The organism is Mycobacteroides franklinii (assembly GCF_001853795.1).
In the GTDB taxonomy this organism is placed as follows: Bacteria; Actinomycetota; Actinomycetes; order Mycobacteriales; family Mycobacteriaceae; genus Mycobacterium; species Mycobacterium franklinii.
This window is the reverse complement of sequence record NZ_MLIK01000024.1, coordinates 623,212-643,239: the sequence shown is the minus strand read 5'-3', so window position 1 is coordinate 643,239 and position 20,028 is coordinate 623,212. Positions and strand designations below refer to the sequence as shown.

The window sequence follows — 20,028 nt, the reverse complement described above, 5'->3', positions numbered from 1 at the left end:
TTAGGGGCAGTTAAACCAAGCCTAGCCTAAGTCGTTGAGGTCTAATAGCCGGCGGGATATACGTCACACCGAGTACCAGCCTTAGCAAGGGTGCCGATGCATCAGTGGACCGGCCGCCCCATCACCATTATGGGGCAGCGGCCGGGAAATCGCTGATCAGTAGTTGTTGCAGGAACTGGCAACCTGGTTGATCAGGACCGTGTACTCCTGAACTGCGGGCATGCCCCTGACCTCATTGACCATCTGCTGGCGCTTGGCGCGCGGCGAAGCCACGAACTGCTGCAGCCAAGCACCTGCGATCGGGTTCGCGTTCACCTGCTGTGCCGCTGCGGGCGACTGTTCGTTCAGGGCCGCCATGATCTGCGGGTAGGTGCATGTGGTGTTCACGATGGCGGTCACGTCCGGGTCGGCGGATGCGATTCCACCACCGGCAACCAGCGACATCGCCAGCGCGCCAGAACCAACAATCAACTTCGCCGTCAGGGCCATTTTCGTTACCTTCCGCCAGTTCCCCCGACGTCCATATCGACGATCGGCGAGATTCCGTTACGCACAACGCTAGCAGGAACGCCAGAGTCCTTAGACTTGCTATCTACCAGGCCATCGACTCCAAATGAGAGCTCCGCCAACACGAATGACCCGCGCATTGAGTGATGCAGCACACGTTTGTATGGCCGAAAGTCACTAGCAGAGGGGCTATTGGCCCATAGGAGCCACGATGAACCGTCAATAGCGTTGGGGGTAGGAGCAATCGCGCTATCGCACATCGGAGGAGCCATGACCACCCCGACGCCACATCCCCACATTCTCGTCGGTATCGACGGATCGACGTCGGCGCTGCATGCCCTGACATGGGCAGGCGCCGAAGCCCAGCGTCGGCACCTGCCGTTGACGTTGGTCCACATCATCGACCACAGCAGCCTCGGACAGGGGTTCAACCTGGGAGCCTCGGCGAGCTTCTTTCAGCATCTAGAGACCGACGCGGCCGAGTTCCTCAGTCAAGCCAAGGACCACGTCTACGCGCTGCATCCGAATGTCGACGTGTCCACGGTCAAGGCCACCGGCAAGCCGGTACCGATCCTCGTCGAATTGTCCAAAAATGCCCTCATGACGGTGCTCGGCTCCAGCGGGCTGGGCGGATTCACCGGGATGATGGCCGGCTCGGTGTCGGTGTCATTGACCGCGAAGAGGCACAGCCCGGTTGTCGTCGTCAGGGAATCGCCGGTACCGGCAGGCGGCCCGATAGTCGTGGGTGTCGCCGACTCCGATTCGAGCGACGGCGCGATCGCGTGGGCATTCGAGGAGGCCGCGATGCGCGATACCGAGCTCGTGGCGGTTCATGTGTGGAACAACATTCCTCCGGGATACGTGTACGCGTATACCGCGTGGAGTGCGATGGACTCAGGCGAGGAGCAGCAGCGCCAGGAGCGGTTTCTTGCCGAGCGGCTGGCCGGATGGCAAGAGAAATACCCGGATGTTCCGGTTCGCCGGCGTGTGGCGGTCGGGCACCCCGCCGACGTTCTGCTCAACCAGGCCGCGGGCGCTCAGTTGATCGTCACGGGAAGTCGCGGGCGCGGCGATATCGCGGGCTTCTTCCTCGGATCCACCAGCCATGCCCTGATACACAAGGCCACCTGCCCGGTGCTGGTGACGCCCCGGTCGTAGTCTCGCAGGGTGACCACGGCACTGAAGGAATGGAGCGCGGCGGTGCATGCCTTGCTCGATGGCCGACAGACAGTCCTACTACGCAAGGGCGGAATTCACGAGAAGCGTTTCACGCTTACCGATTCGCGGTTTCTGTTCTTTCCGACTGCCGTGCACGGTCACGCCGAGCGGGTGCGACCGGAACATCAGGACCTGCTGGAACGGGCCGCCGCCGACAGCGCCGAAGACCAGGTTGTGGTGCGTGCCGGGGCCGAGGTTGTTGCCGCGATCGAGGTCAACCACCCTGAGGCGCTCGAAGAGATTGCCGCACTGCACATCTGGACCGCCGAATCAGTTCGCGCGGACCGCTTGGATTTTCGGCCCAAGCACCGTCTCACGGTGCTGGTCGTACGCGCGTATCCCTTGGCCGAGCCCGTTCGAATTCACCGTGGAGATGAACATCGCGGCTGCTCCAGCTGGGTACAACTGGAAGTCGACCCGCAATGGGCCGCACCGATACACACGGAATCAACACTGGCCCGGGTCACTCACCGAGTCCGTGAATCCGTCGGTGGGTGAGGCAGTTCGGGCGTGGGCGTGCCACCGATCGCGTCGAGCCAGCGCCGTCGCACCGGACCCCACCGGCGATCAAATTCCAGGGCTCGCTGCCTAGCCCGCGTGAGTTTCGCCGGCGTGTAACGCCATCGCGCCCACGGGGATGTCGGGCGGGCGAGACGAACGGCGGCCACCCAGGCGATGGGAGCCAAGAAGATCCCCAGCATCGCGGTGGGATATTTGCCTTTCAGCGCGGTGATCGCGACCAGCGCCAGGTGGATCAGCAGCAACATCATCGCCACGCCACGTGCGATGGCGATGACACCGGTCAGACCGTCCACGTTCAGAGGTGAAACCCCCACCGCCGCCAGACCGATGCAGGCGGTGGCCAACGTGACCATATCCACCGACAGCTGACCCTCGTTCGACCAGTAGACATCCTCCAAGTGGAAGATCATCGCGAACTCGTCGAGCACCAACGACGCGCCGATCCCCACCAACAGGCCCGCCAGATACGTCCACGCCGACAACGGTGGAGAGCCCAGGGCCGTAAAGCCCCCGATGATCAGCAATACCACTCCCGGCACCGAATGGTGGATGTGCACTCCGCCACCGGAAATGTTGTGAAAGGGGCCCTTGCCGTCGCGGATGAGCCGAGTGATCGTGCGGGTCACTGCAAAGGTGACCACGAATGCCACGAACCCCAGCAGCATGGGACCCTTGTAACCATCCACCACGTCGTAGTGCCACCAGGTACTCAGCCAGGCCACGTTCGGATGCTAGCGGGTTGACAGGCCGTCCACGCAGGGAAAACGCGGGGAGGCCCCCACAACGACTCCCGTCAAAGTAAGGTCGCCCTTACCCAGCGCTGGGACCAGACCCGCGCGCGAGCGAGGGAGTGCTGTGACCGCCCAGCCGGATTTTTCGTTGATCGTCGGCTACGGCACCGATATGGGCAACGCCGAAGACGCTGCCATGTCGTTCTGCGAAGCGCTGGAGGAGGCCACCGGCATCAAGTCCGAAGCGGTCGAACTCAACCAGGTCGATATCGCCGAGCTGCAATCGGCATCACACTTCGTAGTGGTGGTTTCGACATTCGGCGACGGCGAGTTCCCCGACAACGCGCTGCTGTTCTGGGAGGCGATAAGCGCCGATGCGGCCGGCCGCCTTGAGCATCTGAATTTCGCGGTGCTCGCACTCGGTGACAGCAGCTACGAATTCTTTTGCAACGCCGGCTTGTTGCTCGACGAGCGCCTGCATGCCTTGGGCGCGACGCGGCTGACCGAACGCGTCGATATCGACGGGCCCTACCTACAACCGTCCAAGGAGTGGACCACCGATCTGGTGAAGCGCCTCTCGGCGGGGCATATCAATTCGGCGGAACCCGCCGTCGTCGCCGAGGCTCCCGCACAACCCAAGCGCGAGCGCAACGAAACTGTCGAGGCCCGGCTTGTCGTCAACCGACTGCTCACCACCGCCGAATCCGACAAAGAGGTGCGCCATTACGAGGTGGACCTCGCCGGCTCCGGAATCTCTTATGAGGCCGGTGATTCGATCGCCGTGCACGCCTCCAATGATCCTGCCCTGGTCGCCGCCATACTTGCCGAGCTGCGCGTCGACGCCACGCACCGGGTGACCGGTCACGATGAGCCGCTCGGTGAGCTGTTGTCCGATCATCTGGAGATCCGCACCCCGTCGCGGACCCTGCGGGCGTTGGTGGCCACCCGCACCGACAACGCGGACGCGATTGCCGCACTCGGCGGCGATGTCAATCCGGCGCCGGGCTCGTGGTTGTACGGCAAGGACGTCCTCGACCTGATCAAGCTGGGGGAGTTGACCGTTGAGGAGCTGGTCGACAATTTGCGCCCGCTTCAGTTCCGCGATTACTCCATTGCGTCAAGCCCGGCCGTTCACCCCGACACCGTTCACCTGACCGTTGCGACAATCCGGTACACGGAAGCCGACCGCACATATGGCGGTGTGGCGTCCACATTCCTGGCCGACCGTGGGCAGGCGGTGCGGGTGCATCTGCGGCCGAACCACACCTTCCGGCTGCCCGCACCCGACGTCCCGATCATCATGGTCGGGCCGGGGACCGGGATCGCACCATTTCGTGGTTTCCTCCAGGAACGTCAGGCCGCAGGTGCATCGGGACGCTCGTGGTTGTTCTTCGGCGACCGGCGCCGCGCCACCAGTTTCCTTTACGGCGAGGAGTTGCAGGGCTTTGTCGACTCGGGCACCCTGACTCGACTCGATCTTGCGTTTTCCCGCGACGGATCCGAGGGTGATCCCAAACAATATGTCCAGCACCGTATGTCGGAGAGCGCCGCGGAACTGTTCGCCTGGCTGCAGGATGGCGCGTACCTATATGTGTGCGGCGATGCCGACCACATGGCCAAGGATGTCGACGCCACATTGCACGACATCGTGGCCCACTGCGGCGGGCTCGGCGCCGACGGAGCGCATGCGTACGTCAACGACCTCATCAAGAGCCACCGATACGTGCGCGATGTCTACTAGAGCCTCAACTTACGAACGCGCCGGGATGTCGCGCAGCGCCAAGATCGCTTCTATCTCACGGTAAAGCCTGTCGTGATTGAAGGCTTGGACACCTAGGGCGGATCCCACTCGGGTAGCCAACCGAGCGAACAGGTCCACGGTGAGCCGCAGCGCCTTGACCGTGTCATAGGCATCGAAGCGTCCCCAGCAATCATTGAGTTCCTTGCGGATGTCGGCATCCATCCAGCTGTTCATTCGGGTACCCAGGTACCGAATGTCGTGAGAGGTGCCGTAGCGAATCAGGTGATCCCACTCGATGATCCGCAGCAGTTCTTCCTTGAGGTCTTGGTCACGTAGCTTCGCCGACCAGAGTTCATCGCGCACCACAGCTTTCGCACACATCAGGGCGGCGGCGTAGCCCCAATGTACGCATTCCTCGAACTCTTCTTCGTCAGGTAGCTCGCCCTGCGGTGTGCTCACCGAATCCGGGTCCGGTGCATGACCGTCCTTGTCGAGCAAGACCTGGAAGGGCCTGTCATGCTCCATCGTGGATAGATCCTCAGTAGGAATCAGGGTGAAGTCGAGCTTGCCGCCCGCGTAATAGATCAGCCGGGTCGGATACCCCGAATCCTCGTCTTCCAGACGCTCGACCACGAGGACCTCGCCCAGCCCTGACCACCAAGACTCCTCGTCGGCCAAGTCATCGGGGTCGGAGGCATAGAGCTCGATATCCCGGTCCGACAGGGGATGCGGGTCCCCATTGGCGCCGGATCCGGTGACGATGACCGCCCGGACCGCGTCCGTTTCGGCCGCCCACCCGACCAACCGCTCAAGTACCTCGCCGTAATTCACGCCTACATCCTTAGCGGTGGAAGCCGTCTTCTCAAGACCTTTTCAGATGTCATTGTCAACTGCGGCAACGTTGGTGAACGATCGATGTTGAAAACATTTCACGTCGGTGTACGCGCGTTCCGTCAGCGACGAACGCCGCACCCGGTCGGCTCGTCAGCACTCGACGGCGGCAGCGAGGTCGATACGCCCTGACCGTGGTCGCGGCCTACGAGGGCGCCACCTTCTTCGTCGATTCGAGGAGGGCCAGAACCTCAGCGGTGGTAGCTATTTGGCCGATGAGGGGAAAGATCTTGTCGACGGTGTGCCGATGCGCGTCGGAATCCAGGTCCGCCATGGCATCGCCGACGAGTGCGAGGTGGTAGCCGTGTTCATGGGCAGAACGGGCGGTGGACTCGACACCGATACTGGTGGCGACTCCACCGAGAACGATCTGGGTAACACCTCGGCGTCGTAGATGCAGGTCGAGGTCGGTTCCATAGAACGCGCCCCAGTTTCGTTTGGTGATGACGATGTCGTCCGGGTGCCTGGATAGGTCGTCGACAAAGTGGTGTCCATCCGATGGTGCTGCCCTGGTTGGTCGTTGGAGTCGCGGGCGGTCGGTCCGGCCCGGGGGAGCCGAACCATCCTGCGACGCCAGCCCGACGAGCACGACGGGCAGTCCGCGGTGCCGGAATGCGGTGGCAAGTTGTGCCGCGTGTTTGATGACGGGCCGCGCGGGCGCAGCCTGCGCGATAGCCTTTTGCAGGTCGATGAGTACCAGTGCGGGATGTGAATCAAGCAACAGTGTCATGGGGCAGTGGCCTTCCTGCCCGGGTCACCGTAGACCCAGGGGCGGCGCCGTTGGTCAAGGCTCCGGAAGTCATCGATACGACTACGGTGCGCAAGCGTCTGACCGATGGCGTCCAGGCCGCCGACCAGCTGCGCGCGCGTTCTGGCATCGATGGTAAAGCGGTGTCGCGGACCCTCCGGTATACCGACCAGCTGATCTACGAGATCGATACTGATCACGGATCGGATACTTGATCCGAAGGTCTCATCAACGAGTTCCCTGTGCACATCTGCCGGGATTGCCAGGGGCAGAATCCCATTGCGTATGCAGTTGGTTTCGAAGATCAGCGCGAAGCTAGGGGAGATGGCCGCCCGAAAGCCGGCGTCGCGCAGCGCCCATACCGCAGTTTCCCGGGAGCTTCCGCAGCCAAAATTCGGCCCCGCAATCAGGATCGACGCCTTGCGGTAGCGGTCCTGATTGAGCACGAAGCCGGAGTTGACGGTTCCATCGGGGTGGTACCGCCAGTCCAGGAACAAGGCGTCCCCAAACCCGTGCTTGGACAATTCGGCGGGTTTGAAATGCGATGGGCAGATGGCATCGGTGTCGACATTGGCACGCAACAGCGGCGCCGCGATACCGGTGACATACGTGAAGGGCTCCATGGACTCACACCCGCCTGGGGTCGCTGATGCATCCGGCGATGGCCGATGCAGCCACCGTCGCGGGACTGGCCAAATGTGTTCGCACACCGGGTCCTTGACGGTTTTCGAAGTTCCGATTGGTGGAACTGATAACCCGGGTGCCCGGCGCGAAGCGGTCGCCCCCCGCGTAAAAGCACAACCCACAACCGGATTCACGCCATTGGAATCCCGCGTCGATGAAGATCTTGTCGATGCCTTCGGCTTCGGCCGCTCGGCGCACCGCCGTGGATCCGGGCGTGCACAGAGCCGTGACTCCTGCGGCTACCTTGCGGCCGCGCAACACATCGGCCGCAACCCGGAGATCGCTCAACCGGGCGTTGGTGCAGGACCCGATGAAGACTGCGTCAACGGGCAACCCGGCGAGCGACATGCCCGGCCGCAGCGCCATGTAGTCCAGCGCACGCTGTGCCGCCACGGGGTCGGAGGTGTCCTCGGGAAGCGGGATCGACGCATCGATTCTCGACGCGTGCTGCGGACTGGTACCCCATGTCACTTGGGGCGCCAGTGCTCCAGCATCGAGTCGCACGGTGCGGTCGTAGGCGGCGCCGGGGTCGCTGCGCAAATCCAGCCACGCGTGCGCGGCAACCTCCCATTCGTCGCCCACGGGGCAGAAGGGGCGTCCTTCCAGATACCTCAGCAGGGTCGCGTCGGGCGCGACCAGGCCGGTGCGGGCACCGGCCTCAGTTGCCATGTTGCATAGCGTAAGTCGTGCCTCCACATCGAGTAGTTCGACAGCCGGACCGCTGAACTCGATCGCATATCCTGTTGCACCGCCCGCGCCAACAGCCGCGATGAGCGCCAGCACAAGATCTTTGGCGTATACATGCTTTCCCGGAGTTCCCGTAAACTCGACTCGCATTGTGGCTGGTCTGCGCATCACGAGCGTCTGGGTGGCGAGGGCGTGTTCGCATTCGGTGACGCCGACTCCCCATGCGAGCGCACCGACGGCTCCGAGAGTGGGGGTGTGTGAGTCGGCACAGATCATGGTGGTGCCGGGTAACGCGACGCCCTGTTCGGGAAAGACCACATGGGAGATGCCCTGACGATCATCACCGATGTCGAACAAGGTGATGTCTTGCCGGCGTGCTTCTGCCCGGAAGGCATCGATGAACATCGACCCAGCGGGTACCGGAGTCGTCGAGTCGCGGCCTGCTCGAGTATCAACAACATGGTCCATTGTTCCGAAGACCAGTTTCTTGTCGAACACTTCGCGGCCGTCATCGCGCAACGACCGCAGTGCCAGGCCGCCGCTACGGTCGTGCAGAAGGACGCGGTCGATGTAGAGCAGGCAGCTGCCGTCAGATAGCTCATCGACGGTGTGCTGGTCCCAGATCTTCTCGACGATCGTGCGAGGCCGTGTGATCATGCGAGATAACGTCTTTCGAGGCTTTCGATTTCGCGCATCCCAATGAGGTCGTGCGCCTCACGGAAAGGCAGAAAGAGGTCATCCAGCTCGGCAGTGCCGCCATCAGCCTGGATACGTTCGAGCGCATTGCGCATCCCGCCCAACGCCGACATCAAGAGGGCTCCGGGCAGACTGACCCGGGCCACGCCAAGGTTCTGAAGTTCGCGAAAGGTCAAGTGATGTGGCGATTTCCCACCTTCGATCACGTTGACGGCTACCGGGCCGTCAATTCCTGCCACCGCCGCACGTATCTCATCGCGGGAGGTGACACCTTCCACGAAGATCATCGTGGCGCCTGCCGCCAGATACGCGTTGCCACGGCGGATGGCCCCGGCGATACCTTCGACGGCGAGCGCATCCGTTCGTGCGTTGATGACAAAGTCCGGGTCGGTGCGGGCTTCGGCGGCCGCCCGAACCTTGACGGCCGCCTCATCCAGGTCGAGGATGTGCTTTCCATCGAGGTGACCACACCGCTTTGGGGTGACCTGGTCCTCCAGGTTCACCCCCGCGGCCCCGGCTTCTTCGAAGGCCCGGACCGTGTAGTGAGTGTTCACGGCATTGCCGAACCCGTTGTCGCCATCGGCCATTACCGGCACGCGCACACTGCGGACGATACGAGCAGTGCACGCCACCATGTCCTCCATGGATATCAAGGAGTAGTCCGGCCGGCCGAAGTGCACTCCGGAGATGGCCGCCCCGCTGCATTGCAGGGCGGGGAAGCCCGCCCGTTCCGCCAACCGGGCACTAAACGGGTCGAAAACTCCTGGCATCACCACTATTTCGGGGGATTGGATCAAATCCTTGAGCGTAGCTGCCGCGGTCATCGTTCGCCCGCCTCCGAATCATGACCGACGGTTGCGATTCGCTCGAGCAAGACCAGGGCGCGGTCTATGATTTCGAGTTCCTCATCGTCGTAGGCCTCGTCCAACACATCGGCAAGCCACCGGTCCCGCAGCTGCCGGCTTCCTTCTAGCTCCTCGATAATGCTGGGGGACAGGATGATCAGCTGGCGGCGCGCATCGAGCGGATCGGGTGTCCGATGAATTGCTCCACGCTCTTCGAGGGCGGCGATGATGGTGGCCATCGATTGACGTCGCACACCTTCGGCAACAGCAAGATCGCTGGTGGACGCTGGCCCGTCGTGCGACAGGCGGCTGATCACCGAAATCTGCGAGGGCGTCATGTCCTGGTTGTCGTATACCCCCTTGAGGCGGCGACGCAGTCGGCTGACCAGCAGCCGCAAATTGTAGGCGGATCGCGCAGCTGTCAGGGACGGTGCACTCGCACGTTTGGGCATATACGCAGAGTAAACTGCGCAGGATAAACTGTCAAATGGGGTGGGCTCAGGAATTCCGGCCACACCTGCGCCAATCGCGACGCGGTACGAGGTGACCGCAAGGTAACCGCCGGGGGCCGCTTTTCGGTCCTGGTTGGAATCAAACTGACTATCAGGAGATTTCGATCGATCGGCGAGCCGGCTCGGATGTGTTGGTCGTTCTCGTCGACGGCCTGGGCTAGTACCTGCCACCTTGATCTTGAGCTAGTGCGCCGCGAGAAACGTTTATTTCGAACAATATTCGCTATTCAGCGCGATCCGGAGACCGGCTAGCGCTGTGCCGAGCCTTCCGGGCCATGAGCCAACAGCATGTCGACCAGCTGCTCGATCAGCTCGTCCTCGCCGACCTCAACGTCCCGATGCAGCCACGCCGTGACGGCCTGCCCAACGCCCCCGACGATGAAATGAGCCAGCACGGGCAGGTTTCCTTGATCGTCGCGGCGGAACCAGTCGCGTAGGTGCTGGGCGAATAGCGAGACGAACATCGCCGTCGCTTCGAACCTGCGGCGAACCAGCAGTGGGTTCACCTGGGTGGGGCTGTACAACAGCTGCCCGATGCGGCGATCGGCGTTGACGGCGCGCACCACGCTGGTGATGCCGGCGCGCACTTGCAGACGCGGTGGAGCAGCCGCTACCTCCGCCTCGATGGTGGACGCCAGGCCCTCGACCGCCCAGTCGAAGATCGCGACGGCGTACTCATCCTTGTCGGCGAAACTCTCGTAGAAGTACCGCTGCGCCAGGCCGGAGCGCTGACACACGGTGCGCAGTGTGAGGTCGCCGAGCCCATCCGGGGCGCCAAGGATGTCCAGGCCCACCTCCAGTAGCCGCTGTCGGCGCCGGGCCAGGCGCTCGTCGGCGGGGAGGCCGCTGTATGAGCGGCCGGCTGGAGACGACACCTATCCAGTCTTACAGGAGCCGGTGTTGCCTGGGAAAGGAACGGGCATTAATCTGAATGCACTTGCATCCAGATTGGTCGCAACCATCGCCTTGACCACCGCAGACTTGACACAACGGAGTGCACATGGACCTGGCCTTCTCGGCTGAGGAAGAAGAATTCCGCACCGAAGTCCGGGAGTTCCTGGACGAGAATCTCTCCGAGAACCTCCGGGCCGCCGGACGTTTGCAGACCAGCGTGTACAGCGATCACGAGGCGAGCATGCAGTGGCAGGCGATCCTGCATGAGAAGGGGTGGGCCGCGCCTGCCTGGCCGGTGAGATACGGAGGCCAGCCCTGGAGCGTCGCGCAGCACTACATCTTCTCGGTCGAATCAATGATTGCCGGGGCACCCGCGTTGTCACCCATGGGAATTCGGATGGTCGCGCATGCCATCGTCAAGTTCGGCACACCGGAGCAGAAGGAGTTCTTCCTGCCCCGCATCCTGACGGGAGAGGTGTTCTTCTGCCAGGGATACAGCGAGCCCGAGTCCGGGTCGGATCTGGCCTCGCTGCAGATGTCGGCGGTCTCCGACGGTGACGACGTGATCCTCAACGGATCCAAGATCTGGACCACCCACGCGCGCGAAGCGAACTGGATGTTCGCGCTTGTGCGCACCACCAAGGGCCCCAAGAAGCAGCTCGGTATCACCTTCATTCTGATCGACTTCACCTCACCCGGTATCGACGTCAAACCGCTGGTGATGAGCTCAGGAGAGGAGGTGCAGAACGTGGTGTTCTTCGACAATGTGCGTGTCCCCAAGGCAAATGTCCTCGGCGAGATCGACGACGGCTGGACCGTGGCGAAGTACCTCCTCGAGTTCGAACGTGGCGGCGGGGCGGTGGCCCCCATGCTGCAGGTGGGTCTCGATCAGCTGAGTGCGGACGCACAGTCGGTACCTGCCGAGAACGGCACCCTGACAGATGATCCCGTGTTTCGCGCCAAGCTCGCCGATCTCGCGATTCGAGTCGACGTGCTGGAGGTTCTCGAACATCGGGTGCTGGCGGTCGTCGCCGGTGGCGGCAATCCCGGCACAGCCTCGTCGATGCTCAAGATCCTGGGCACCGAGTTGTCGCAGGCGTTGACCACGCTCACGTTGGAGGCCGCAGGTCCGCGTGGCCGGGTGTATCAGCCCCACGTCACAAAGCCGGGTGGTCCGGTGGTCGAGTACACCCCGCCCGTCGATGGGTATCACAGCGGCGAGCTGTGGCAAGCGGTGGCGCCGCTGCACTATTTCAACGACCGGGCCGGGTCAATCTATGCCGGTTCCAATGAGATTCAACGCAATATCCTCGCCAAGGCCCAACTCGGCCTCTGACAGACAAGAGCGAAAATCACCATGGATTTCAGCCTCACCGACGAACAACAACTCCTGAAGAACTCCGTTTCGGACTTCCTGTCGAATCGGTACGCCCTGGACACCAGCCGACGTGCGGCGCGTTCGGACACCGGCTGGCAACCGCAGGTGTGGAAGTCCTTCGCCGAGGAGCTCGGGATCCTTGCCGCGCCACTACCGGAGGATCGCGGCGGCCTCGGCGGTGGCGCCGAAGAAGTTCTCGTCATCTCCGAGGTGCTCGGACAGCACCTCGTCGTCGAACCGTTCATCGGCACGGTGGTGCTCGGCGGCGGCTTGCTGCGCCGGTCGAATTCCGATGTGGCCCATGACCTCATCGGTGGTATCGCCGCCGGTGACGTGGTGACCGGATTCGCGGCCCTGGAACCCACTTCCGGGCAGTCATTCCATTCGGTGCGCACGACCGCACGGCGCGAAGGCCAGGATTGGGTGCTCGACGGCGAAAAGATCGTGGTGAGCGATGCACCGATCGCCACGCATCTGATCATCACCGCCCGCACCTACGGTGATCACGCCGATACGTCCGGTCTCACACTATTCGCGGTACCGTTCGATCCGTCCGGCCCACCCCAGGGAATCGAGGCGCATCATTACCGCACGATCGATGACCACCATGCCAGCGACCTGGTGATGACCGGCCTGCGCGTACCTGATTCGGCGCGAATCTCGGAGGTGGACCAGGCGTGGCCAGTGATCGACGCGGCGCTCGACGAGGCCACGGCCGCCACGGTCGCCGAGGCTGTCGGCATGCTGCGCAAGGTCCTCGCCGATACGGTCGAATACACCAAACAGCGTCAGCAATTCGGGGTCGCGATCTCCAATTTCCAAGCCTTGCAACATCGCATGGTGAACATGCATATCGAGGTCGAGCAGGCGGTCGCGGCTTCCTACTTGGCGTCACTGAACCTCGATGGCCCGCGCCGCACCCGCGCGGTGTCGGCCGCCAAGGCGACGATCGCACGCGCGGCGCGTCTGGTGGGGCAGGAGGCCGTCCAGCTCCATGGCGGCATGGGCATGACCGAGGAGCTGGCTATCGGGCATTACTTCAAGCGCCTCACCGCAATTGAGTCCGAGTTCGGCAACCGCGACTTCCACACCGCGCGGTACCAGAGGGCGCGCGCGGTCCACGCCTAGCCCACGAGATTGATCACCAGGTTGATCGTGCACGCGATGATCACGGTGCCGTAGATGTAGCTGAAGAGGCAGTGCTTCAACACCACGTCGCGGATGTGGGACGCGGTGACGGCCGTATCGGACACCTGATAGGTCATGCCGAGGTTGAAAGCGAAGTAGTAGAAGTCGACATAGCGAGGCCGGACGTCGGAGTTGAAGTCGATACCGCCGACAGTGCCCTGGTAATAGATGCGCGCGTATCGGGCGGCGTAGATCGTGTGCAGCATCGCCCACACCGTCAGGATGGCTCCGATGCACAGTCCGGCGTAGGCGCCCTTGTCCTCATCGTTGGCGGAGATCAGGAGTATTCCGATTGCCGCCAGACTGGCCACCATAATCAGCAGCATCGCCAGATCACCGAGCTCGTCGTCCATATCCTCGCTACGTGCGCGGGCGCGCGTTTCGTCGGGATCCATGGGCCACAACACAACGAGCGACCACACAACGTTGATGGCCGCGGTCACAATGGCGACGGTGAGCAGCCCAACCTGCCAACGCTGCAACAACACCCACGTCAACACGCCTGCGGTCATCCCCACCACAAGCGCAATCCAGAATCGTTTGGCCCCGGTCATATCCGCTCCCGCAAGAACACCGTCATCCCGACATCCAACAGCGCGAACACGAAAAATGGAAGGCACATCATGCCTTCTCACTCTTGCTTAATAACTCACACCGACTGGCGTGGGCCAGGATTCAGGTCCTACTAGGGGTTCGGCGTACTCGTCGCCGTCGTTGGAGCCGTAGTCGTGGTCGACGTCCGGTTGCTTGGCGCGGGGGCCTCGTCGCGGTCCTGCCATGCGATGAACAGGGCGGTGAACACCGCCGCCGAGAACACCGCCGCGGCAAGAAACCAGAGGATCGGCCGCTGGAACCAACGCATCGGTTCGGCATCGCGATAGTCGCCCGGCGCCGGGCTGAACATCACTTCGGGCCGAGCTTCCGTCGTCGGCGCCGAGTAGTCCTGGTACTCCTCTAGTTCCGGAGATGTATCGGCTTCGGACCAGGCCAGGCCGCCGGATTCGACGGTGTCGATGGGCGCCGATGCCGGGCTCTTGGCGGTTTCCTCACCTGCGGGCACCGGCCGCATCATGGTCGCTTCGGGAGACAGCATTGTTGCGTCCGCGGGGGGCGTTTCGTCGGGTTGACCGGCCATCAGTGCGGCACCGTAGGCCGCGGCGAGCTGAGGCTGTGGTGCTGCGACGATCGGGCATCGCAGTCGTTCGGAAAGCTGTTGAGTGACAAGGGGGATACCGGAGCCGCCGCCAACGGTGAGGACGGCGCTGACGCCAGCAGGTGTGATGTTGTGGGATTCCAAGGTTTCCTGGATCTTGCCGATCAATGCCGAAAGCGGCTCGCGGATAAGCTCTTCCAGCTCGCTGCGGGTGAGCCGCACATCGGCGGACAGCCCCGGCAACTCAACCGGAACAACCGTCGTGGTGTCGGTCGACAGATGCTCCTTGGCCGCGCGACAGCGATCACGCAAGCGCGTCAACGCTCCCAGCGAGGCCGTTCGATCCGGATCCTGATTGAGGCCGGTCAAGACCTGCGCCAAAAGTTCCTGGTCGATCCGCTGCCCAGAGAAGTCACGAAAGCGAACGGTCTGGCCTATCGGCGCACCGTTGCTTGCCGCATCGGCCAGCGTGATGCTGGTACCCGTTCCGCCGAAATCGCAGACCACGACGACACCATGGCCGGGGACACGATCACGCACGCTCAACAGGGCGGCGCGTGCGTCCGGCACCAGCTTCATGGGCTGACCGCCCGGCGCCAGCGCGGGCACCTTGTCTATGGCGGCACGCAACGCGGCAATGGCGGGCGCACCCCAATGCGCGGGTACGGCAGCCGCGAGTGCCGGTGGACTGTCGAAGTTCGCGACCACGGCCGCGTCGGCGATCATGACTCTGATGGCCTCGGCCATCACCCAGTCGGCACTGTGCACCGATCCATCGGCGCCAACGATTCCCACCGGATCACCGACGCGGTCGACGAACCCGGCGAGCCCCAGACCTGGCTCCTTCGGGACTCCAACTTCCGAGGGCCGGTCCTCATGCAGGGTGAGCAGTGAACTTCGCACGACGGGAACGCCGCCCGGGTCCCCATCGGTAGCAACCAGCTGTGTAGCCCCGATCGACATTCCGAGTGAGTTCATTCCCTACCTGTTCGCCTGTTCCCTGGAGATTCTAGGCGGGCCATCACAGGGGCGAGGCCTAGAGGGCGTTTGCATCGATGATGGCGGCGGCGAATTCCCGGGGCGCTTCCTGCGGGACGTTGTGCCCGATTCCGTCGAGTACACGGTGCGCGTACCTGCCCGTGAACATCTTTCGGTAGGTCGCTCCATCCTTGGCCGGCCCATCGAAATCACTGCCGATCGTGATGGTTGGCACGCTGATGGTTGGCTTGGCCGCCAGCTTGGCCTCGACGGCGTCGTAGCGCGGCTCGCCCTTGGCCAGCCCGAGCCGCCACCGATAGTTGTGGATCACGATGTCGACATGGTCGGGATTGTCGAATGCGGCGGCCGAGCGGTCATAGGTGTCATCATCGAATTTCCACGTCGGTGAGGCGTTGTGCCAAATGAGCTTGTTGAAGTCGCGGGTGTTCTGGCGATAGCCACGCAGGCCGCGGTCGGTGGCGAAGTAGTACTGATACCACCAGCCCAGCTCTGCCTGTGGCGAGAGTGGCTGCTGGTTGGCCTCCAGGTTGACGATGATGTAGCCGCTGACCGCGACGAGTGCCTTGACTCGTTCGGGCCAGAGGGCGGCCACGATATCGGCGTTGCGGGCACCCCAGTCGAACCCGCCCAGGATGGCCGCCGGAATCTTCAGCGCGTCCATGAAATCGATGACATCGGTGGCAAGTGCGGCCTGCTGGCCGTTACGGAATGTGTCGCCGGACCTGAACTGGGTGCTGCCGTAGCCACGCAGATATGGCACCAGCACCCGAAAACCCTTGGCGGTCAGCAGCGGTACCACATCGAGATAACTGTGAATGTCGTACGGCCAGCCGTGCAGCAGGATTACCGGCGGCCCGTCGGCCGGACCCTCGTCGACGTACCCCACAGTGAGCAGCCCGGCATCGATCTGTTTGAGGGGCGGGAACTCTGTGCGCGGGCGCGTCGCGTCCACACTGGCGCCGTTCGAGCATGCCCCAAGGGTGGTTGCACCGACCGCTGCGGCAAGTGCCACCTTGGAAAACCCGCGTCTGCTGATCATGTCAGGGAACCGATTCTGTAAGTGGCCTGTTGGCGTCGACGACCGGGTGACGACGGCGTGGGACTTTACCGCGCCCGGGTTACGCGTGACATGGAGTTTGGATATCGTCGCACCGCCGGTGACCAGCGGTTGCAAATCGTCTATGCGACGATGGCTCGATGGACGCAGCCAAGCTGTTCGTCGCTGGCGTGATCGTCGCCGGCGCCGCGCTATCCCTGTCGGCCCCATCCGGAGCCGATCCCGTGGTGCCGGGACCTCCACCCGGGCCGGCGACTCCGGATGCGGCTGCGTCCGCGGCGCAACCTCTGGGTCCACCGCCGCCACCGCCGGCACAACCTTTGGTGCCAGAGATCGCGAACCCGACGTACGGGTCGGGGTCTGGGGGTCCGTTGGGTGCCATCCGCGACCTCTGGCATCAGGCCCATGACGGTCCGCTCGATACGCCCGAGGGCGTGGCCGGACGTCCCGCGGGCGCGGGTCCGGCACCTCAGTTGCCGCCGGGATACATCTCCACGAACGCACCGGAGTCCTCGAACCCCGGGAGAATCCGGGACCCATATGCGGCACCGGAGCCATCCGGACCGCCGCTGCCGCCCGGGTATCACTCCCTGAACGAGCCCCCGCCGCCCGGGTACGAGCCGACAGGTCCTGCTCCGGCGGGCACCACACCGTGAGCGACACGAAGATCGCAGGTGGGGTGGTGCACGAGCTGCCTGCGGATCTGCGCACGGCGTTGATCGCGAACCCCGCGGCGCTGGCGTTGTGGCAGGACATCACGCCGCTGGGGCGCAACGAGTTCATCTGCTGGGTCGAAGATGCCAAGCAGCAGGCCACCCGCGAGCGCCGCATTCGGCGGACCCAGGAAGAGTTGGAAGAAGGCAAGCGTCGGCCGTGCTGCTGGCCTGGGTGCAAGCACCGCGAGCGCAACGGCAAGTAATCGCCACCAGCAGAGCACCTAGACTCAGCTAACTTGCCTGTTATCCCTCACACCTGCGTGCTGCCACGCGATAGGAGTTCGCCCCCGTGAACAGCACGTCGGAGACGCTCACGCGGGGGCTCTCCGCTCGCCATATCCGCTTCATCGCGTTGGGTTCGGCCATCGGAACGGGGCTGTTCTACGGATCGGCAGAAGCTATCCGGCAAGCGGGCCCCTCGGTACTGCTGGCGTATCTGTTGGGCGGAGCCGTGATTTACCTGGTGCTGCGATCCCTGGGGGAGATGGCGGTACGCAGCCCAGTCGCCGGATCATTCGGCGAATATGCGACGCAATACATGGGGCCGCTGGCCGGATTTCTCACCGGCTGGACGTACGCCCTGGAGATGGTCGTCGTCTGTCTGGCTGACGTCACCGCGTTCGGTGTCTACATGGGTTTCTGGTTTCCCGAGGTGCCCCGCTGGATCTGGGTGTTGTCGATCATCTTCTTCATCGGCGCGATAAATCTCCTGAGTGTCAAAGTGTTCGGCGAGGTCGAGTTCTGGCTCAGCTTGGTGAAGGTCTTGGCCATCGTGGCGATGATCGGCGGCGGTATCGCAATCCTGCTGTGGGGGACATCCACCGATCACGCTGCACCGCAAGGCGTTGCAAATTTGTGGAACGACGGCGGGTTCTTTCCCCACGGGCTGGCAGGGTTCGTGGGCAGCTTCATGATCGTGATGTTTGCGTTCGGTGGTACCGAGATCATCGGGGTCACCGCGGGCGAGGCCAAAGATCCCGCGCGCACGATTCCCCAGGCCATCAACACGGTTCCGGTGCGCATCATCCTGTTCTATGTTCTGACACTCGCGGTGATCATGTCCCTGTATCCCTGGCGGTCGATCGATTCGCACAGCAGCCCGTTCGTCCAGATATTTCAGGGGCTGGGGTTCAATTCGGCCGCGACCGTGCTGAACGTCGTCGTGGTCACCGCGGCGCTGTCCGCGATCAACAGCGACATATTTGCCGCCGGGCGAATGATCTACGGGATGGCTCAGCGGGGCCAGGCTCCTGCGATCATGCGGCGGGTATCGCGCAACGGTGTCCCGTGGATGACCGTGGTGGTCATGACGGTGGCTTTGCTCATCGGCGTGGTGTTGAACTATGCGATCGAGGAACGCGTGTTCGTCATGATCGCCTCAGTCGCCACCTTCGCGACGATCTTTGTCTGGCTGATGATCCTTTTGTCCCACTTCAGATTCCGGGCGCAAACGACCACCGCCGATGTATCTGCTGCCCCCGCCTTTCCGGTACCTGGCTGGCCGTACCTACAGGTTTTCGCGACCGCGTTCCTGGTGTTCGTCATGATCCTGCTGGGCTTCAGTGCGGATACCCGAGTCGCACTCTTCGTCGGGGCAGCCTGGCTGCTGTTGCTCACCGTCGGTTACCGGCTGTCGGCGGGACCGGGGAGAGCCGCTAACCAACGCTCGTGAGCGCCTTTCGGTTCATCCCGCTTCCGTTTCCCTTGATGGCGCAACGGTTTCGGCGCGGCTGAAACGGTCCGATAGAAACGCGAATCCGGCCTTGGCGAATTGCGGTGCCGCCGTGATGTGTTCCCCGAATCGAATCGGATGCTCTCGCACATCAGCGCCCAGCGCGCCCCAACGCTGCACCAGCAGCTCCGCCTGCCGGCGCGGGATCACCTGGTCCTGGCGCCCGATGCCTACCATTGCGGGCGCGGCCGGCGCCAGGTATCCGAGGCTGTTGTCGCGCAATTGGGTAACCCACTCCGGCTCGACGAAGGGGTCCGCCGAGAGATATCGCCGCCGACTCTTGGGCAGGAGCAGCCCAAGAACGATCGCGGCGACGATGTGCGTGCGCCGAAGAACCGCCGCGACAAGCCGCCCACCACGGTTGAGGTAGTCATGTAGTCGCAACTCTGGATAGGCACTGTCCAATCCGAGCCCGGCGTAGAGCAGGAGAAACGAGAAGAACCCGCCATCCAGATCGGCGACGAGCTCGGGGAAATCCACCGGAGCCGCACCCACCGCCACCGCCTTCAGTCGCACATCAGGGGCATAGCCTGGCTGTAGTTGGGCAGCCCAGCCAGCGGAATTGCCACCCTCCGAGTAACCGTAGATACCCGCCGGGCCGTCGGCGTCGAGGCTTGCCTGTGGCAGATTTCGGGCGGCACGCATGATGTCCAGCACCGCTCGCCCGTTGGTCTTGCCGATCACATACGGGTGCACGCCGGGAGTGCCGAGGCCCGGATAGTCGGTAACGGCAACCACCCATCCGCGCCGCACCGCCGCAGTCAGGAATCCTGCTTCGTACTCCACACCGAGCTCGAGTAGACGCGACACCGTGGCTGAGCGCGCCAATCCTTGAGTGCCCGGCGCGAACCCGAGTAGGGGCCTTGATCGCGATGGGTTTGGGGTGTCCGGAATGAGAACGACTCCGGACACCGCGATGGGATCTCCCGTAGCGGTAGTCGAGCGATAGAGCACGCGCCACGCGCGGGCCGGCATCACCACGCCGGGAAACATCCGCGCCGTCATCGGTGCAGCGCGCAGCAGATCACCGGGGGATCCGCTGTCGTCGAGATAGGGCGGCTCGTAGAACCGATCACGGTCGCGGCGGGTTATCACCCGGGTGTAAGACATCGTTGTCCTCTAGTGTCAG

At 63.4% G+C, this 20,028-nt stretch carries 21 protein-coding genes; 8 read left to right on the top strand and 13 right to left on the bottom strand.

The features are described from left to right. Positions 1–156 precede the first annotated feature (156 nt). Complete coding sequence (locus BKG76_RS22520; protein ID WP_070939891.1) at positions 157–489, bottom strand: hemophore-related protein; 333 nt, start codon at positions 487–489, stop codon at positions 157–159. Between the two features lie 288 nt (positions 490–777). On the opposite strand from BKG76_RS22520, the gene BKG76_RS22515 reads away from it, so the two are divergent. Together BKG76_RS22515 and BKG76_RS22510 are read left to right on the top strand one after the other, a co-directional pair. Next, positions 778–1,665, top strand: a complete 888-nt coding sequence (locus BKG76_RS22515; RefSeq protein WP_070939890.1) for a universal stress protein — start codon at positions 778–780, stop codon at positions 1,663–1,665. A gap of 9 nt (positions 1,666–1,674) precedes the next feature. Next, positions 1,675–2,223 (top strand): DUF1802 family protein, encoded by a 549-nt coding sequence (locus BKG76_RS22510; protein WP_070939889.1) that lies wholly within the window; start codon positions 1,675–1,677, stop codon positions 2,221–2,223. On the opposite strand, the gene BKG76_RS22505 is transcribed toward BKG76_RS22510, so the two are convergent. Further along, a complete protein-coding gene (locus BKG76_RS22505; protein WP_070939888.1) occupies positions 2,193–2,969 on the bottom strand; it encodes a hypothetical protein in 777 nt (258 codons plus the stop codon). The two genes, BKG76_RS22510 and BKG76_RS22505, sit on opposite strands and share 31 nt — an antisense overlap. A gap of 133 nt (positions 2,970–3,102) precedes the next feature. On the opposite strand from BKG76_RS22505, the gene BKG76_RS22500 reads away from it, so the two are divergent. Next, positions 3,103–4,719: a diflavin oxidoreductase gene (locus tag BKG76_RS22500; RefSeq protein ID WP_070939887.1), complete on the top strand. Its 1,617-nt coding sequence runs from the start codon at positions 3,103–3,105 to the stop codon at positions 4,717–4,719. 9 nt (positions 4,720–4,728) lie between these two features. On the opposite strand, the gene BKG76_RS22495 is transcribed toward BKG76_RS22500, so the two are convergent. The 7 genes from BKG76_RS22495 to BKG76_RS22465 all read right to left on the bottom strand — a co-directional run bounded on the left by BKG76_RS22495 (position 4,729) and on the right by BKG76_RS22465 (position 10,657). Next, positions 4,729–5,550, bottom strand: a complete 822-nt coding sequence (locus tag BKG76_RS22495) for an aminoglycoside 6-adenylyltransferase (protein WP_070939886.1) — start codon at positions 5,548–5,550, stop codon at positions 4,729–4,731. 205 nt (positions 5,551–5,755) lie between these two features. Further along, the gene (locus BKG76_RS22490) at positions 5,756–6,340 is read right to left on the bottom strand and encodes an isochorismatase family protein (protein WP_070939885.1); all 585 of its coding nucleotides are present in this window, start codon (positions 6,338–6,340) and stop codon (positions 5,756–5,758) included. Next, complete coding sequence (gene leuD, locus BKG76_RS22485) at positions 6,337–6,981, bottom strand: 3-isopropylmalate dehydratase small subunit (protein WP_070939884.1); 645 nt, start codon at positions 6,979–6,981, stop codon at positions 6,337–6,339. The genes BKG76_RS22490 and leuD overlap by 4 nt, the downstream gene beginning before the upstream one ends. Before the next feature lie 4 nt (positions 6,982–6,985). Further along, positions 6,986–8,386 (bottom strand): 3-isopropylmalate dehydratase large subunit, encoded by a 1,401-nt coding sequence (locus tag BKG76_RS22480; protein WP_070939883.1) that lies wholly within the window; start codon positions 8,384–8,386, stop codon positions 6,986–6,988. Beyond that, a complete protein-coding gene (locus BKG76_RS22475; RefSeq protein ID WP_070939882.1) occupies positions 8,383–9,249 on the bottom strand; it encodes an isocitrate lyase/PEP mutase family protein in 867 nt (288 codons plus the stop codon). The genes BKG76_RS22480 and BKG76_RS22475 overlap by 4 nt, the downstream gene beginning before the upstream one ends. Further along, positions 9,246–9,722: a MarR family winged helix-turn-helix transcriptional regulator gene (locus BKG76_RS22470; protein WP_070939881.1), complete on the bottom strand. Its 477-nt coding sequence runs from the start codon at positions 9,720–9,722 to the stop codon at positions 9,246–9,248. Before BKG76_RS22470 ends, BKG76_RS22475 begins: the two co-directional genes overlap by 4 nt. 308 nt (positions 9,723–10,030) lie before the next feature. Next, positions 10,031–10,657 (bottom strand): TetR/AcrR family transcriptional regulator, encoded by a 627-nt coding sequence (locus BKG76_RS22465; RefSeq protein ID WP_109420953.1) that lies wholly within the window; start codon positions 10,655–10,657, stop codon positions 10,031–10,033. 125 nt (positions 10,658–10,782) lie between these two features. Between BKG76_RS22465 and BKG76_RS22460 the strand changes: the two genes are divergently transcribed. Together BKG76_RS22460 and BKG76_RS22455 are read left to right on the top strand one after the other, a co-directional pair. Beyond that, on the top strand, positions 10,783–12,012 hold the full coding sequence (locus BKG76_RS22460) for an acyl-CoA dehydrogenase family protein (RefSeq protein ID WP_070939880.1): 1,230 nt from the start codon (positions 10,783–10,785) through the stop codon (positions 12,010–12,012). Between the two features lie 21 nt (positions 12,013–12,033). Beyond that, positions 12,034–13,182: an acyl-CoA dehydrogenase family protein gene (locus BKG76_RS22455; protein WP_070939879.1), complete on the top strand. Its 1,149-nt coding sequence runs from the start codon at positions 12,034–12,036 to the stop codon at positions 13,180–13,182. Here BKG76_RS22455 and BKG76_RS22450 read toward each other — a convergent pair. The 3 genes from BKG76_RS22450 to BKG76_RS22440 all read right to left on the bottom strand — a co-directional run bounded on the left by BKG76_RS22450 (position 13,179) and on the right by BKG76_RS22440 (position 16,433). Beyond that, a complete protein-coding gene (locus BKG76_RS22450) occupies positions 13,179–13,796 on the bottom strand; it encodes a DUF1345 domain-containing protein (RefSeq protein ID WP_070939878.1) in 618 nt (205 codons plus the stop codon). The genes BKG76_RS22455 and BKG76_RS22450 overlap by 4 nt on opposite strands. A 131-nt stretch (positions 13,797–13,927) precedes the next feature. Next, positions 13,928–15,373: an Hsp70 family protein gene (locus BKG76_RS22445; RefSeq protein WP_070939877.1), complete on the bottom strand. Its 1,446-nt coding sequence runs from the start codon at positions 15,371–15,373 to the stop codon at positions 13,928–13,930. A gap of 58 nt (positions 15,374–15,431) precedes the next feature. Then, positions 15,432–16,433, bottom strand: a complete 1,002-nt coding sequence (locus BKG76_RS22440; RefSeq protein WP_070939876.1) for an alpha/beta fold hydrolase — start codon at positions 16,431–16,433, stop codon at positions 15,432–15,434. A gap of 158 nt (positions 16,434–16,591) precedes the next feature. Here BKG76_RS22440 and BKG76_RS22435 point away from each other — a divergent pair, with 158 nt between their 5' ends. From BKG76_RS22435 to BKG76_RS22425, 3 genes are all read left to right on the top strand, one after another. Further along, positions 16,592–17,107 carry a hypothetical protein gene (locus tag BKG76_RS22435; RefSeq protein WP_070939875.1) on the top strand — a complete coding sequence of 172 codons (516 nt, stop codon included), beginning with the start codon at positions 16,592–16,594 and terminating at the stop codon, positions 17,105–17,107. Next, on the top strand, positions 17,104–17,370 hold the full coding sequence (locus BKG76_RS22430) for a YdeI/OmpD-associated family protein (protein ID WP_070939874.1): 267 nt from the start codon (positions 17,104–17,106) through the stop codon (positions 17,368–17,370). Before BKG76_RS22435 ends, BKG76_RS22430 begins: the two co-directional genes overlap by 4 nt. An 86-nt stretch (positions 17,371–17,456) precedes the next feature. Continuing rightward, on the top strand, positions 17,457–18,839 hold the full coding sequence (locus tag BKG76_RS22425; RefSeq protein WP_070939873.1) for an amino acid permease: 1,383 nt from the start codon (positions 17,457–17,459) through the stop codon (positions 18,837–18,839). A 12-nt stretch (positions 18,840–18,851) separates the two neighbouring features. On the opposite strand, the gene BKG76_RS22420 is transcribed toward BKG76_RS22425, so the two are convergent. Beyond that, a complete protein-coding gene (locus BKG76_RS22420) occupies positions 18,852–20,009 on the bottom strand; it encodes a lipase family protein (protein ID WP_070939872.1) in 1,158 nt (385 codons plus the stop codon). Positions 20,010–20,028 lie beyond the last annotated feature (19 nt).